Raw genomic sequence first — 13924 nt, 5'->3', positions numbered from 1 at the left:
TACTAAATTGTTTTGATACTTAGGTTAATAAAGAAAACTGGATTCAATAAGACAATTGCTTTCACGGTTGCTGGCAAGAGCGTAGGCATTCTCGGAAGTGTTCTTATTATAATTTTGATATCTTCATTTCTTAGTAGCAAGGAACAAGGATTTTACTATACGTTCGGTAGTATTACGGCATTGCAGGTTTTTTTTGAATTAGGACTTTCGTACGTAATTATTCATTATGCTAGTTATGAAACAGCCTGGCTAACCTGGAATAATAACCTTTTTGAAGGTGATTTTAAAGCAAAATCGCGCTTGTCTTCGTTGTTACATTTTACCGTAAATTGGTACCGCGTAGTTTCTGTTTGTTTAGTTGTATTGCTGTTACCATTAGGTTGGCTTTTCTTTTCGGCTAACCAGGCAAACACTGAACAAGTTAATTGGTTAGGCCCTTGGACTTTATTATGTATAAGTACAGCCTTATTCTTATTTATTACCCCTGTTTTTTCTTTTTTGGAAGGTTGCGGCAAAGTAAAAGAAGTTGCACTATATCGCATTTACCAGAGTTTATCTAATTATATTTTTATTGGTTTATCGTTGGCATTAGGGCTGCGGCTATATTCTTTAGGTATTGGAGTGGCTATATCATTTCTGTGCGGTTTAATTTGGTTAAACTTAAAATCTAACCGGGTCTTTTTAAAAGATATTTGGGTTTCTAAAATATCGGATTATAAAATTAACTGGAAGCAGGAAATATTACCTTTTCAGTGGAAAATTGCTATTAGTTGGTTAAGTGGGTATCTAATTTTTCAGTTATTTAATCCGATTTTGTTCACTTTTCAAAGTGCTGCAGTTGCTGGTCAAATGGGTATGAGTTTAGCTGCTTTCAATGGAGTGTCTTTAGTAGCAATGGCATGGGTTAATACTAAAATACCAACTTTTTCAGTGTTAATTGCTAAAAAGGAATTTGAAGAACTAGATCGAATCTTTTTTAAATCTGCCCTTCAATCGTTAGTAGTTGTAACAGCTGCTTCTTTTACTTTAATAACCGTTATTTACCTTTTGCATCGATTTGATATTTCAATTAGCACCCGGTTTCTACCCATAAATCTATTAGTTATTTTGGGTTTCATAAATATTTTAAATCAGTTTACTTTTTGCCAAGCTATTTATTTGAGAGCCCATAAGAAAGAACCATTCCTGTTAAATTCTGTAGTTGGATCAATTTTAACTGGTATAAGTACGTATGTGGCAGGTCGTTATTTTGGGGTAGAAGCAGTAGTAATGATGTATTTTTTATTAAATCTGGTTGTTGGCTTACCCTGGAATACTTATACATTCTTGCATAAAAGAAAAGCTTGGCATAGTTATCAGCCTAATTAAATTTTCCAAGCGAAACTTTATCTATGGAAGAACCCGTGTTACTGCCTAATTATAAAAGGTTAGCTCAAAAATTAGAATTAGTTCTTTTTACTTACAATCGTGCGCCATATTTAAATCATGCATTAACCCAATTGCAAGGCAGCCCATTTTCTTTTTGCAAAATTACCATTCTGGATAATTGTTCTACGGATGAAACTCCGGCAGTAATACAGCAGCATATAGCCTGTTTTCCTAATATGGTTTATGAAAGAAATAAAATCAATATTGGTGGTAATGCAAATATATTAAGAGCAGCCGAAAGAAGTAATGGCCTGTATACCTGGCTTATTTGCGACGATGATGAATTTGATTTTAGTAATTGTGATGACGTTATTGATGTAGTGTTAGAAGAAAAAGTTGATTTAATTCATGTGGGAGGGCATGGTACTAAACCTTGGCAACTGGCTGGCATTACCGCTACTCCTAAAGAATTAATGGCAAAGGGTTACCATTTTGTTAATAATGCGAGTTTTGTACCTGCCAGTTTGTTTCGAACGCAAGTATTTTACGACAGCCTGGACGAAGCCTACCAAAATATTCGTAACTGGTACCCACATTTAGTCTATACTTTTAAATTTTATACCGATAACAAGCTGGTTTATCTGGCTAAAAACCGGATTGTAACCGCGTCCGTGGGGCGGGCTGGTTATAATTATGATGATTGGCTCGATCGCTGGGTAAACACAAGCTTTTTAATGAAGCAATCTTCGGATAGAAGAAAAGTCTTTTTCGATGTATATAACGGAGAAAAGAAGTTAATTACCTTAGCCAGACTTACCTTACATGCTTTTAAGAAAAAAATAAGCTTCTTCTCATTATTTAAAGTATTTTACTTATACTCCGTACCGGGTTTATTGGCAAGTATTTTCTATTTAGCAGGCATTGGTTTGTTGTATCCATTTATAAAAAATATAGGAAAGAAAGATTAAACCATATGTTGGTTTAACTTAAAAAAGTATTTATGAAAATGGCTATTGATTGCAGAGCATTAAGAAATGCTCCTTCCGGAATTCCCAATTTCTTGGTTGCTTCTATCAATGATTTTTCGAGGTATTTTATTAATTGGGAGTTTTTTCTTTTATCTAACGAAGAATTTCATCCGGAAATAGCTAAACAAATAATTTACCGGGATAATATTAAAGTAATTATTGCGCCTTTATTGCTCTTTAAGAATGTTTCTTTTTTATGGTTAGTAACTAAAGCAAATTTTATTGTTAATAAAATTAAACCCGATTTATACTGGTCGCCCGCATTTTTATTACCGCCTTTTTTAAGTAATAAAATTCAAACGCTTGTAACTGTTCATGACGTAGTTAATAAGGAATTCAAAAGTACTATGTCATTAATTGGAAGAATTTACGCCCATCTTCTGCAAGATTATTCTATTAATAAAGCAGATAAATTGTGGGCAAATTCTTATTACACTACTAGTGCTATAATGAAATATTATAAAACCAGGAGGAGTAAAGATATATTTACAGGTTTTTTCATTAATAAAACCCTTTTTAAACCAATAACTATTTCGGACCAAGAAAAGTCTGCACTTTTAAACCAGTACAATGTAAATTCTAATTTTATTTTATTTGTAGGCACTCTGGAACCTCGGAAGAATTTGGAATTTCTTTTAAATCTAATGCCTTCTATTAAACATTTAGAAGTTAAATTACTCGTGGTTGGAGCAAAAGGGTGGGGCAAGACAAAAATCAGTAGTATTGTAGAGAGTACAAACTATCCTTCTGAAAAGGTAGTATTTTCGGGTTTTGTTCCTAGTGAAGATTTAATTATGTTATATAATCTTGCCTCTATCTTTATTTCTACCTCCCTTAACGAAGGCTTTGGGATGCCCCAATTAGAAGCCATGGCTTGTGGCTGCCCGGTAATTGCCCCCCATAATTCAGCTATGATTGAGGTGGTGGAAGGGGCTGGAGAAACGGTTCGTTCCTGGGAAGTAAATGATTGGGTTAACGCTATTACTAAAGTGCTTATAAACCGGGAAGAATATAGGATTAAGGGTTTAGAACGTAGTAAGCAGTATGAAGCAGAATTTGTATTGAAACAGTTGTTTTCTTATATAAACAATGAGAGAAGCTAAGTTATCTTAATGTATGTAAATTATTAATACTCATAAAAAATTAAAGGGTGAAATTAATTTTAAATAAACGTGAGTTAGCATTAGTAGCATTTACAATCTTCTGTTTTATTTCTTTTCAATTAACAGAGATAAAATTTTATAACATAAAAATTAACGAATTACTAGCCCTTCTTTGTTTGCCATTTCTACTATATAACATAAAAACTTTAAACAAATATGTAATTTATCTTTTACTTTTTTTTTGTTTCTTATTAATCACAACTGTTATTCAAAATAATTTTCAAACATTTTACTTTGATCTGGATAGTTTAAGTATTTTAAGAAAGCCTTATTTTATCAGTATATCCAGATTTCTTGAGTTAATTTCCTGTTTGGTATTTACGGTAATTGTTTATAAAACAGTAAATTACTTAAGAGACAACCAGGTAACTTTAAAAGTAATAATTAACTCAGTTTTATTGTTGAATTTCTATTTTGCCTTATTCCTCCTGTTTGCTTCTTTATTTTATTACTTAAACATTTTCTCTTATAGAGAATCTACCATTATTTACGATACCACACCCTACTTACCTACTTATACCTTACGGTTAAGAGGTTATTATGTAGAAGGAGGACCTTTAGGTTTAATGTTTGCTTTTCTTTTTTGCCTTTCTACTTTAGTAAATAAAAAAGAATATCTACAGAAATCCGTTTTTATATTAATAATACTTTTAGCCCAATCTAAGGCAGGAATGATTGCTGTTCTGGGATGGCTTTCATTTAGATTTTACCGAAAGTTCAGGCATACTAAGCTGATGAAATACATCATATTTTTGCTTGTTCTGCCTGTCTTTTTGTTTATCTCTTATAAAATAGCCAGCGGGTATGTAATAACTCTTAAAAACTTTGAACAACAATTATTAGACAGAGAAAAAGACGAAACCCTGATTATGGGCCGTACAGCCGCAATTAAGATTGCTCCGAAAATGGTGGCGCAGCATCCGTTGTTAGGGATAGGTTTAGGAAATTACTCATTAGTAAGGAATGATCCCAATTATCTAAATGGGATGCCTCCAGTGCAAGGTTGGGATTTGCCCGGTTTAGGTGGATTAATAACTTTATTAATTGAAAATGGGATTATTGGGTTTACTTTATTTATTTACCTTTTATGGCAAATTTATAAAAGATATGCTCCTTTCTCCCTTATATCACAAGATGCCATTATGATATTCTGTTTAATATGTTTGTTAGGGATACAGCTTCAATTTTTATATATCTGGTTTTTGATTGGGTTGGCTTTAGCAGCGCCGGATGCCATAGAAGAGAATGTAACGCATGAACAGGAATGACAAACTTTTGATGGTAATTGATGCTCGATTAATGGATACTTCAGGTATAGGAACCGTATGCCAGAATGTAATTCCTTTACTAAAAAGTAAATTTAATATTATTTTATTGGGTAAACGTGCCGTACTGCAGCATTTTAGTTGGATAGATTCGATTCAAATAATTGAATTCTCTACAAATATTTATTCTTTAAAAGAACAATTAGATTATTTTAGTAAAATTCCTGTATGTGATTACTTTCTTTCGCCGCATTATAATGTACCGATCTTACCCATTAAAGCCAAAAAAAGAATTGTTATTATTCATGATGTGAATCATATAGCTTTAGCGGCTAATCTTAATATAATCAAAAGATTATACGCAAGATGGATTTTAGCTAGTGCATTAAAATTATCTGATATAATTTTTACAGTATCAAATTTTTCAAAATCAGAGATTATCAAATTTTTTCATGTAAAAGAAAACATGATAAACACTCTTGTGCTAGGGGTGGATAAAGCAATTTTCAAGCTCTATGATGCATCTGAAAAGCAAAGTATTCAGGTTAAGTATAATCTACCGGAGAAGTTTATTTTGTATGTTGGTAATGTAAAACCCCATAAAAATCTAATAACTTTAATAAAAGCATTTGCTTTGTTAAAAGCTGAAAGTTTTGGTGAGTTGGGTAAGTTGGTAATTGTAGGTAAAAAAGAGGGCTTTATTACCAGTGATTTAAATTTAGACAGCGAAATAGAACGCCTGAAGTTAAGGGATGATATTATTTTTACTGGTTTTGTTGAAAGCCAAGACTTACCCATAATTTATAATCTGGCTAGTTTATTTGTTTTTCCATCTTTTTACGAGGGCTTTGGTTTACCGCCAGTTGAGGCGATGGCCTGCGGTTGTCCTACTTTGGTATCAAACGTTTCCAGTTTACCGGAAGTATGTATAGATGCTTCTCTGTATTTTAATCCTTATGATCCGAAGGAATTAGCTCAATCTATTCATTTAATTTTAAAGGATAAATCAATACAAGAAGAACTACGAACAAAAGGCTTTTACTTAACAGCTAATTACAATTGGCAGAACACGGCTGATAAGATGACAGAAGTTATTTTAACTAAATAAAGATCTATGATTTTAAAATTTCGCAATTATAAAGTTCTGTACGAAATTAATCTAGTAATAATTGCACTCTTACTTCCTTTTACTGAATACTTCTCTATTCAGTTTGTGAGCATCAGTATAATTTTATTAATGTTAGGTTGGTTGCTTTTTAATGATAAATCTAGATTCTTTTCACTAACTAAATCCGAAAAATTAATTTTATTTTTTTTTATTCTTTCTTACTTAATTAATCTTACTAGTTTATTCAGGGGCGGAAGTAGTATTGCGGAGAAAGTTTTAATAAAAAAGTTAGCTCTATTATTATTACCAATTATTATAGCTACTGGCCCTCGTTTAACACTTCTGCAAATCAAGAGAATTATATTTTGTTTTATCCTTAGTTTAGTAATCAGTACTATCCCCACTTATTCAATAGGTATTAACAATCTTTTATCGCCTCAAAATGATTTAAATGATCTTGCTGATATTTTATTGATTCATCGTCCTTATTTTGGCTTGTTTTGCGCTTTTTCAGTGATTGCCCTTTTGGTTTTGTTAAAATTCAAAGACAACATTTATAAAAAGATAACTAGTTTTTTAATAATAATTTATCTATTATTTTTTGCTGGTATTATTTATGCAAAAATGGCTCTGATTGCTTTTTTCCTAACTGTTGTACTATCTGGTTTAGTGTGGCTTTTAAATAAGCGCTTCTATATGTATTCAATCCTTTTGGCGGCAATTCTACTAGTTGGAGGATTTTTAGGTTATCAAAAAACTCCTTCAATAAAATATAATATAAGCAATGTGCTGGCAGGTAAAGATTTCTCTTTTAATGAGTATAATATTTTAGTAGTTGGAAGTATAAATACCCGATATGTTAACTGGGGTTGTGCCTTTAAAGTCTTAAATACAGATAACAATTGGCTGTATGGAGTAGGATCTGGTAATTCTCAGAATAAACTGCAAGAATGTTATAAAACAAGAAATCTTTGGGTTTATGAGAGTAAAATGAATTCCCATAATCAGTTTATAGAAGAAACACTGTATAATGGAATTGGAGGAATGCTTATTTTTTTATGTAGTTTATTGTTGCCCGGCATTATTTCTTTTAAAAGAGGTGATTTTTTGCATTTATCCTTTCTGATTTTATTTACTCTTTGCTGTTTAACGGAAAGTATCCTGTCGAGGCAAGTTGGGATTATTTTTTATTCTTTCTTTAACTCCATTTTATTCTTTAATTTTAAAAAAAATCCAGAAAGTATAACCTTACATGAATAGGAGAGTCGCCTTAGCTAAGCATTGGTTTTTAAATAGTAAAAACGATATCTCTTTTGCCGAACTATTATCTAAAGTTTTGGAAAAAACCAGTGACTTAAAAGCTAAGCCCTTTATTTCAGAAATACAACATGAGAACGGACAATATAAAGTTGATATAAAAAATATTGGCATTTTATATTATCCGGATAATATGCCAATTAAGTCTTTATACCAAGTAATTACCGAAAGTACAGATAAAGAGCAATGGCATTATTATGAAATTCCGGAAACCCAGGTGGCCCAAAATGATGTGGTAGTGGATTGTGGCGCCGCCGAAGGATTATTTAGTTTAATAGTTGCAAAGAGGTGCGCAAAAGTTTACGCGATTGAACCTCTGCCTTCCTTTAATCAATCACTAAAATTAACCTTTGCCAAATTCCAAAATGTAGAATTAATTGCTTGCGCTTTGTCTAATAAAAGCGGTAATGCTTTTATGAACGACCACGATATTTCTTCTGCAATTAGTGATACAGGAAATGTGCCTATTAAAATTGAAACAATTGATAACTTGTTTTTTAATAAAGGTATTGAAATAAATTATTTAAAAGCAGATTTGGAGGGATACGAAATGGATATGCTAAAAGGAGCGACAAAAACAATTAAGCGATCCAGACCTAAAGTGGCAATAACTACTTATCACAAAGCAGAGCACGCCCATCAAATCAGAGAATTTTTACTAGGAATTCATCCTGATTATAAAATTAAGTTTAAAGGGATTGAAGAAAGGGCGGGAGCTCCTGTAATGCTGCATGCTTGGTAGATTATGAAGTTATAAAAGTTTTATTTTCCTAATTCTTACCATAATCTATTCCTATAGTAGTCCTATTATTACCTTTAATCCATTCCGTTCCAATCAATCTTTGGAAATAATTTTATGTATTTGTTTGAAGAATGGAGCAGGTTCTTGGTTATTTATTTTTGAATTAATAAAACAGAGTTTTAATGAAATTAGCCATTGTGCACGACGATTTAATGCGTCGTGGTGGAGCAGAACAGGTAGCACGATGTTTTCATTATGCTTTTCCCCAAGCCCCTATTTTTACTTTAGCTTATGATCCGGATAGTACATATCCGGATTTTAAAAAAAGCAAGGTAATTACTTCCTGGTATCAAAAGCTGGCCAAAGACGAAAACAAAATGAAAAAGCTGTTTTTCCCATTTGGACTGATGGCCATGCATCAGGTTGATGTAACAGGGTTTGATGTAGTTCTACTCTCTTCTACCTATTGTGCTAAATACGTTAAAGTTTCTCCTAAAGCCATAGTTGTTAATTACTGTCACCAACCTTTTAGGCTCGCTTGGTATCCGGAATCTTATGCTGAATACGTACAGGCCAAAGGCTTTAAAAAATTAATTCTAAAGTCTATTATTTCAATTCTTCAACATTACGATTTTAAAGCTGCTAAACGCACTAATTACTTTATTGCCAACACCGTTGAAACTAGTTATAAAATTAAAGATAAATACAAGGTTAAGGAAGAAATAGAAGTAATATACCCTCCGGTAAGTAGTAAACAATTTTACGTAGCTGCGGAACCGAGAGACTACTATTTAATGGTAACCCGATTAGAATATTACAAAAGGGTAGACCTGGCCATTGAAGTTTTCAACCAACTGGGATTACCTTTAATAATTGTAGGTACCGGAACCAAAGAAAGCGAACTAAAGAGTAAGGCTAAAAATAACATCCTGTTCAAAAGTGGATTGTCAGGTGCAGAGTTAAGCAAGCTCTATGCAGAATGCCGGGCTTTAGTCTTTCCGCAACACGAAGATTTTGGTATTACGCCCTTAGAAGCTAATGCGTCGGGTAGGCCCGTTATAGCGTACGGTGCAGGAGGAGTGTTAAGCACGATGATCCCTTTAAAAGATACTATCCAAAAAAGCACGGCTATTTTCTTTAAAGAGCAAACAGCGGAAGAACTTATGCTGTCAGTTAAAAGAATGGAAGTAATGTATCTTGATTTCGACCCTGATTTTATCCGGAAAAATGCCTCCCGGTTTGAGGAAGAAACTTTTATAAAAGCGATCCAGAATTTTGTTAAAACGAAATACCAGGATAATTGCAAAAGCTTTATTAAGAGTTAATTAAAAATCAATTCAAACACTAAGGCTTTTTTTTAATAGATTTGCCCAAAAAACAGGTGTTTAACGTTAATGGCAGGCCAGAATCAAAAGTACATTAAAATAATAAATTCTTTTGGAGATTTAATTTTACTAAACTTAGCAGCGCTGGCCGGGTACGTAAGCCGATTTAAAGGATTCGATAATTTTGTAGAATCTCAATTCTTAAGCTTATTACTGTACTGCAATCTTGCCTGGATTACATCTGCTTCTATTTTAAATTCTTATAATATAAAGCGGGTTACCCGTATTACTTCTATTGTAAGTAACCTTATCAAACAGGTTATTTTATACATCTTACTGGTAGAGGCCTCCTTAAATATTACCAAGCCTTACTTTTTCTCCCGGGAGTTTCTTACTTACTCCTATATTTATCTTACTATTCTTATGGTTTGCTGGCGGGTAGGACTTACCTATTTGCTAAAATATCACCGGATCAAAGGAGGCAATTATAAGAAAGTTGTTATTGCCGGGTTTGGTAGAGCTTCTAATCAGTTGCGAAAATACTTTGAATCAAGGCCCGATACGGGTTATAGGTTCTTTGGGTACTTTGATGATCATTCCAGAAACTCGAGCAAATTTCTTGGGCGAATAGAAGAATTAGAAGAGTACGTGGTTCAGAATGAGATAGATGAAATCTATTGTTCTGCTTTTGAACTTACCAGTAATCAGGTAGCCCAAATCATAGATTTTGCGGAAGATAATTTAATACGGTTAAAATTTATTCCGGAAGCTAATTTAATTCAGTCGCGCAAATTAGAAGTAGATTTTTACGATTTACTTCCCATTATGAATCTCCGGCCAATTCCGTTGGATGATTCTTTTAATATGGTGGTAAAAAGAATATTTGATATTGTTTTCTCTTTTTTAGTAATTGTATTTATACTTTCGTGGCTGATTCCCTTGGTAGGATTGCTTATTAAGTTAGATTCTAAAGGTCCTATCCTGTTTAAACAATTAAGAAACGGACGCGATAACAAACCTTTTGTGTGTTACAAGTTCCGGAGTATGCGGGTTAATGATGAGGCAGATACGAAACAGGCCACGAAAGATGATGATAGAGTTACTAAATTAGGCAGCTTATTAAGAAGAACGAATTTAGATGAGTTGCCGCAATTTTTTAATGTGTTAATCGGGGATATGTCGGTGGTTGGCCCCCGGCCTCATCCCGTTAAATTAAACGAGAATTACCGGCGGTTAATTGGGCGTTATATGTCGCGGCATTTAATAAAACCAGGGGTAACCGGTTTAGCCCAGGTAAAAGGGTATAGGGGAGAAACATCTGAGTCGCATCAAATGAAAAACAGAATAAAGATTGACTTATTTTACATCGAAAACTGGACTTTCCTGCTGGATGTTAAAATTATTATGTTAACCATTTATAACATGTTTAAAGGCGAAGAAAATGCTTTTTAATAAATAGTTATAAAAACAAAAAGCCGGAATTAAGTAATTCCGGCTTTTTGTTTTTACAGTAATCTGCTACTACGCTTTCCGATAAAGAACTTCTTTAACTGCTTTTACCGTACGTTCGATATTGGGCAGCGAAGCCTCAATAAGCGTAGGAGCGTAAGGCAAAGGCACGTCGCGGCAAGTAACGCGTTTTACAGGAGCATCCAGGTAATCAAATGCGTTGTGCTGCACGTGAAAAGCAATTTCCGAAGAAATAGAGGCTAATGGCCAGGCTTCTTCAATCACTACTAAACGATTGGTTTTCTTAACCGATTCTATTATTGTTTTATAATCAATTGGTCGAACGGTGCGTAAATCAATTACTTCGGCTGATATGTTATCTTTTTGGAGTTCTTCGGCAGCCGCTAAAACTACTTTCATCATTTTACCAAAAGAAACCAATGTTACATCTTTACCCGGCCGTTTAATATCGGCTACGCCGATCGGAATAATATATTCCTCTTCGGGCACTTCCCCTTTGTCGCCGTACATTTGCTCTGATTCCATAAAAATAACCGGATCTTCGTCGCGGATAGAAGATTTAAGCAAACCTTTCGCATCGGCCGGATTACTAGGAACAACAACCTTTAAACCCGGACAGTTGGCATACCAATTCTCGAAGTTCTGGGAGTGCTGCGAAGATAACATGCCGGCACTACCAGTAGGTCCCCGAAAAACAATAGGCACCCGGTACTGACCACCCGACATCGACATCATTTTGGCCGCTGAGTTAATAATCTGGTCAATTGCTACCAGCGAGAAGTTAAAAGTCATGAATTCGACAATTGGACGGAGGCCATTCATAGCCGCCCCAATTCCTATTCCGGCAAAACCAAGTTCGGCAATGGGGGTGTCTATAATTCTTTCCGGACCAAACTCATCCAGCATTCCCTGGCTTACTTTATAAGCTCCGTTGTATTCGGCTACTTCTTCGCCCATTAAAAAGATACTAGGGTCGCGCCGCATTTCTTCGGTCATGGCTTCGCGCAAAGCCTCTCTAAACTGAATTGTTCGCATTTATATTTTTATTTATTCTAGCTAAGATGATGTAATTCATTTAAGTTATTTGCCAATCCAGATAAAATGAAATAAAACCCGGAAAACCAAAACTTGCTCTTTTAACAATCAAAACTACATATTTTCTGAAATACTTACAGTATCTCGCCTTAATTTTTGTAATTAGTACGTAGAAAAACCAAAACTTGCCGAACCCAAGGAACACTTTTACTTACTTATTATGCTTTTGTTCAGTTTTTTATTATTTTCTCGTTCAAATTAGCATCTAAAGCATATGAGTAGTTCTGCAACCTTGTAACCGCTAAGTAGTACATATACTATACATCAAAGTTGGACCTAAATCCTTAAAACATATACTATTACTTATCGGTAATACGTTGAAGTAAATTGAATTAAGAACTTAAGACAAATTACAAAGTAAGATTCCAGCTTTAGATTATTAAGTTTAATTTTGCATTACGAATGAAACGGTTACAATATTTTATCGAGTCGCAGGCATTTGGCGTTTGTACCGCTTTGGGCGAAAAACTGGGTTTTGCTACCAGCAGTATTCGAATGTCCTTTATTTATTTGTCGTTTTTAACTTTTGGTTCTCCGGTACTTATTTACCTAATGCTGGCTTTTTGGTTGAACATTCAGAAGTGTTTACGGCGGCAGAAAAGTACTGTTTGGGACTTCTAATTCTGGGATTTTGCCTTCACTAGACATTAGGCCGAATCAGTTAAACTGATTTAAATCTAGTTCGCGGTATGTTTTTTTCCGGCGAATAAAATATTCCCAAACAATACTGCCTTTAAACCAACCAGTTAAATGGGAAGGTTTCTGCGTTAATTGTTCTTTTCGCTTCAGTTGCCAGTAAGATCTGTTTTGCCAAACGGCATAGTGGGCCTTAATCACCGCCCAGCCGTCGGCTGGTTGACCAGAAATTAAAAACTTTAAGCTGGCAATCCAATCTAAAAGTAGGCGGTTAAATAAAGTAAAATAGAAATTTTGCGCCGGTAAATTTTTATAAAGTAAAGCTAAACCATTCCGGAAATTTAAGTATGTTTTACGCGGGTTGGAAGCAGGTAAAGTGCCGCCGCCTACGTGGTAAACCTCACTTTGGCCACAATACAGTATTTGGTAACCTGACTTTTGTAATCGCCAGCACAAGTCAATTTCTTCCATGTGGGCAAAAAAAGCTGGTTCTAAACCACCGCTTTGCTGGTACGCAGCTGCCCGTACAAACATACAAGCGCCCGTAGCCCAAAATACAGGAAAAATATCGTTATACTGTCCGTCGTCCTTTTCCAGAGAATCAAATAAACGTCCCCGACAAAAAGGATAGCCCAATCGGTCTAAAAGGCCGCCCCCGGCACCTGCATACTCAAAATAGTTACGATGCTGGTACGATTTTATTTTTGGCTGACAAGCGGCAATGGTAGCATCGCTTTCCATTAATGCAATAATTGGGTCTAACCAGCCAGGCGTTACTTCTATATCGGAGTTCAACAGAACATAATAGTCAGCTTTTATTTGTGGCAAGGCTACATTGTAGCCTTTACAAAAACCTAAATTTTGATGGTGTTGAATTATGTTAATGGCAGGATAATTTTCCTGTAAAAAGAGAATAGAGGTATCCGTAGAATGATTATCTACTACATAAATAAAATGACCAGCAGAATGAGCTATAACGGAAGGTAAAAACTGAGCTAAAAACTTTTGCCCATTCCAGTTTAATATTACAATGGCAATAGTTGGAGCAGGCTTATAAACCAAGGCTACTTAAATCTAAGCCGGGAATATTAGGTAAAAGGCCTTCGGTGTTACGCTTCATTTCGTCGCGGGCTTTATCACTTGCTTCGTCTAATGCTTTATTAACTGCTGCTACAACTAAATCGCTCAACATTTCTTTATCGTCCTGATTTAATAGAGAGGCGTCAATTTCAAGGGAAATTAATTTGCGCAAACCGTTCGCTTTAGCTTTAACCATGCCTGCTCCAGATTCGGCCGTTACCGTTATAAACTGAAGGTTATCCTGCGCCTCTTTCATCTTAGCCTGTACCTCTTTAATTTTACCCATCATAGAAAACATATCGAACATAGCAGTAGCAGTTAAGTTAT

The 13924-nt window shown here is 34.5% G+C and carries 13 protein-coding genes; 10 read left to right on the top strand and 3 right to left on the bottom strand.

Features of this window, described 5'->3' with window-relative positions; translation table 11 throughout:
- Nucleotides 1-114: 114 nt before the first annotated feature.
- The 9 genes from HUW48_RS13335 to HUW48_RS13295 all read left to right on the top strand — a co-directional run bounded on the left by HUW48_RS13335 (nucleotide 115) and on the right by HUW48_RS13295 (nucleotide 10768).
- Nucleotides 115-1368 (top strand): polysaccharide biosynthesis protein, encoded by a 1254-nt coding sequence (locus HUW48_RS13335; protein WP_182416139.1) that lies wholly within the window; start codon nucleotides 115-117, stop codon nucleotides 1366-1368.
- Nucleotides 1369-1391: 23 nt separating this feature from the next.
- On the top strand, nucleotides 1392-2336 hold the full coding sequence (locus HUW48_RS13330; RefSeq protein ID WP_182416138.1) for a glycosyltransferase family 2 protein: 945 nt from the start codon (nucleotides 1392-1394) through the stop codon (nucleotides 2334-2336).
- Between the two features lie 32 nt (nucleotides 2337-2368).
- Nucleotides 2369-3499: a glycosyltransferase family 4 protein gene (locus HUW48_RS13325; protein ID WP_182416137.1), complete on the top strand. Its 1131-nt coding sequence runs from the start codon at nucleotides 2369-2371 to the stop codon at nucleotides 3497-3499.
- Nucleotides 3500-3546: 47 nt separating this feature from the next.
- Nucleotides 3547-4827, top strand: coding sequence for an O-antigen ligase family protein (locus HUW48_RS13320; protein ID WP_182416136.1), 1281 nt, complete (start codon nucleotides 3547-3549; stop codon nucleotides 4825-4827).
- Entirely contained in the window at nucleotides 4814-5932 is a 1119-nt protein-coding gene (locus HUW48_RS13315) for a glycosyltransferase family 4 protein (protein WP_220464031.1), read from the top strand. The genes HUW48_RS13320 and HUW48_RS13315 overlap by 14 nt, the downstream gene beginning before the upstream one ends.
- A gap of 6 nt (nucleotides 5933-5938) precedes the next feature.
- A complete protein-coding gene (locus HUW48_RS13310) occupies nucleotides 5939-7192 on the top strand; it encodes an O-antigen ligase family protein (RefSeq protein WP_182416135.1) in 1254 nt (417 codons plus the stop codon).
- Nucleotides 7185-7991, top strand: a complete 807-nt coding sequence (locus HUW48_RS13305; RefSeq protein WP_182416134.1) for an FkbM family methyltransferase — start codon at nucleotides 7185-7187, stop codon at nucleotides 7989-7991. Before HUW48_RS13310 ends, HUW48_RS13305 begins: the two co-directional genes overlap by 8 nt.
- Before the next feature lie 182 nt (nucleotides 7992-8173).
- Nucleotides 8174-9316, top strand: coding sequence for a glycosyltransferase (locus HUW48_RS13300; RefSeq protein ID WP_246343861.1), 1143 nt, complete (start codon nucleotides 8174-8176; stop codon nucleotides 9314-9316).
- A 69-nt stretch (nucleotides 9317-9385) separates the two neighbouring features.
- Complete coding sequence (locus tag HUW48_RS13295; protein WP_182416133.1) at nucleotides 9386-10768, top strand: undecaprenyl-phosphate glucose phosphotransferase; 1383 nt, start codon at nucleotides 9386-9388, stop codon at nucleotides 10766-10768.
- A 69-nt stretch (nucleotides 10769-10837) separates the two neighbouring features.
- Here HUW48_RS13295 and HUW48_RS13290 read toward each other — a convergent pair whose 3' ends face one another.
- Entirely contained in the window at nucleotides 10838-11821 is a 984-nt protein-coding gene (locus tag HUW48_RS13290; RefSeq protein WP_182416132.1) for a pyruvate dehydrogenase complex E1 component subunit beta, read from the bottom strand.
- 462 nt (nucleotides 11822-12283) lie between these two features.
- On the opposite strand from HUW48_RS13290, the gene HUW48_RS13285 reads away from it, so the two are divergent.
- Nucleotides 12284-12502: a PspC domain-containing protein gene (locus tag HUW48_RS13285; protein ID WP_106926151.1), complete on the top strand. Its 219-nt coding sequence runs from the start codon at nucleotides 12284-12286 to the stop codon at nucleotides 12500-12502.
- A 36-nt stretch (nucleotides 12503-12538) separates the two neighbouring features.
- Here HUW48_RS13285 and HUW48_RS13280 read toward each other — a convergent pair whose 3' ends face one another.
- Nucleotides 12539-13579 (bottom strand): glycosyltransferase family 2 protein, encoded by a 1041-nt coding sequence (locus tag HUW48_RS13280; protein WP_246343859.1) that lies wholly within the window; start codon nucleotides 13577-13579, stop codon nucleotides 12539-12541.
- On the bottom strand, nucleotides 13569-13904 hold the full coding sequence (locus HUW48_RS13275) for a YbaB/EbfC family nucleoid-associated protein (RefSeq protein WP_182416131.1): 336 nt from the start codon (nucleotides 13902-13904) through the stop codon (nucleotides 13569-13571). The genes HUW48_RS13280 and HUW48_RS13275 overlap by 11 nt, the downstream gene beginning before the upstream one ends.
- Nucleotides 13905-13924: the final 20 nt, after the last annotated feature.

The organism is Adhaeribacter radiodurans, from assembly GCF_014075995.1.
GTDB classification, from domain to species: domain Bacteria; phylum Bacteroidota; class Bacteroidia; order Cytophagales; family Hymenobacteraceae; genus Adhaeribacter; species Adhaeribacter radiodurans.
This window is presented reverse-complemented; position numbering and strand designations above follow the sequence as displayed.

Bases quoted from the DNA above. Each gene is read 5' to 3' on its own strand.
- HUW48_RS13330 (WP_182416138.1), top strand. From the start codon at position 1,392: ATGGAAGAACCCGTGTTACTGCCTAATTATAAAAGGTTAGCTCAAAAA.
- HUW48_RS13325 (WP_182416137.1), top strand. From the start codon at position 2,369: ATGAAAATGGCTATTGATTGCAGAGCATTAAGAAATGCTCCTTCCGGA.
- HUW48_RS13315 (WP_220464031.1), top strand. From the start codon at position 4,814: ATGAACAGGAATGACAAACTTTTGATGGTAATTGATGCTCGATTAATG.
- HUW48_RS13310 (WP_182416135.1), top strand. From the start codon at position 5,939: ATGATTTTAAAATTTCGCAATTATAAAGTTCTGTACGAAATTAATCTA.
- HUW48_RS13305 (WP_182416134.1), top strand. From the start codon at position 7,185: ATGAATAGGAGAGTCGCCTTAGCTAAGCATTGGTTTTTAAATAGTAAA.
- HUW48_RS13300 (WP_246343861.1), top strand. From the start codon at position 8,174: ATGAAATTAGCCATTGTGCACGACGATTTAATGCGTCGTGGTGGAGCA.
- HUW48_RS13295 (WP_182416133.1), top strand. From the start codon at position 9,386: ATGGCAGGCCAGAATCAAAAGTACATTAAAATAATAAATTCTTTTGGA.
- HUW48_RS13290 (WP_182416132.1), bottom strand. From the start codon at position 11,821: ATGCGAACAATTCAGTTTAGAGAGGCTTTGCGCGAAGCCATGACCGAA.
- HUW48_RS13285 (WP_106926151.1), top strand. From the start codon at position 12,284: ATGAAACGGTTACAATATTTTATCGAGTCGCAGGCATTTGGCGTTTGT.
- HUW48_RS13275 (WP_182416131.1), bottom strand. From the start codon at position 13,904: ATGTTCGATATGTTTTCTATGATGGGTAAAATTAAAGAGGTACAGGCT.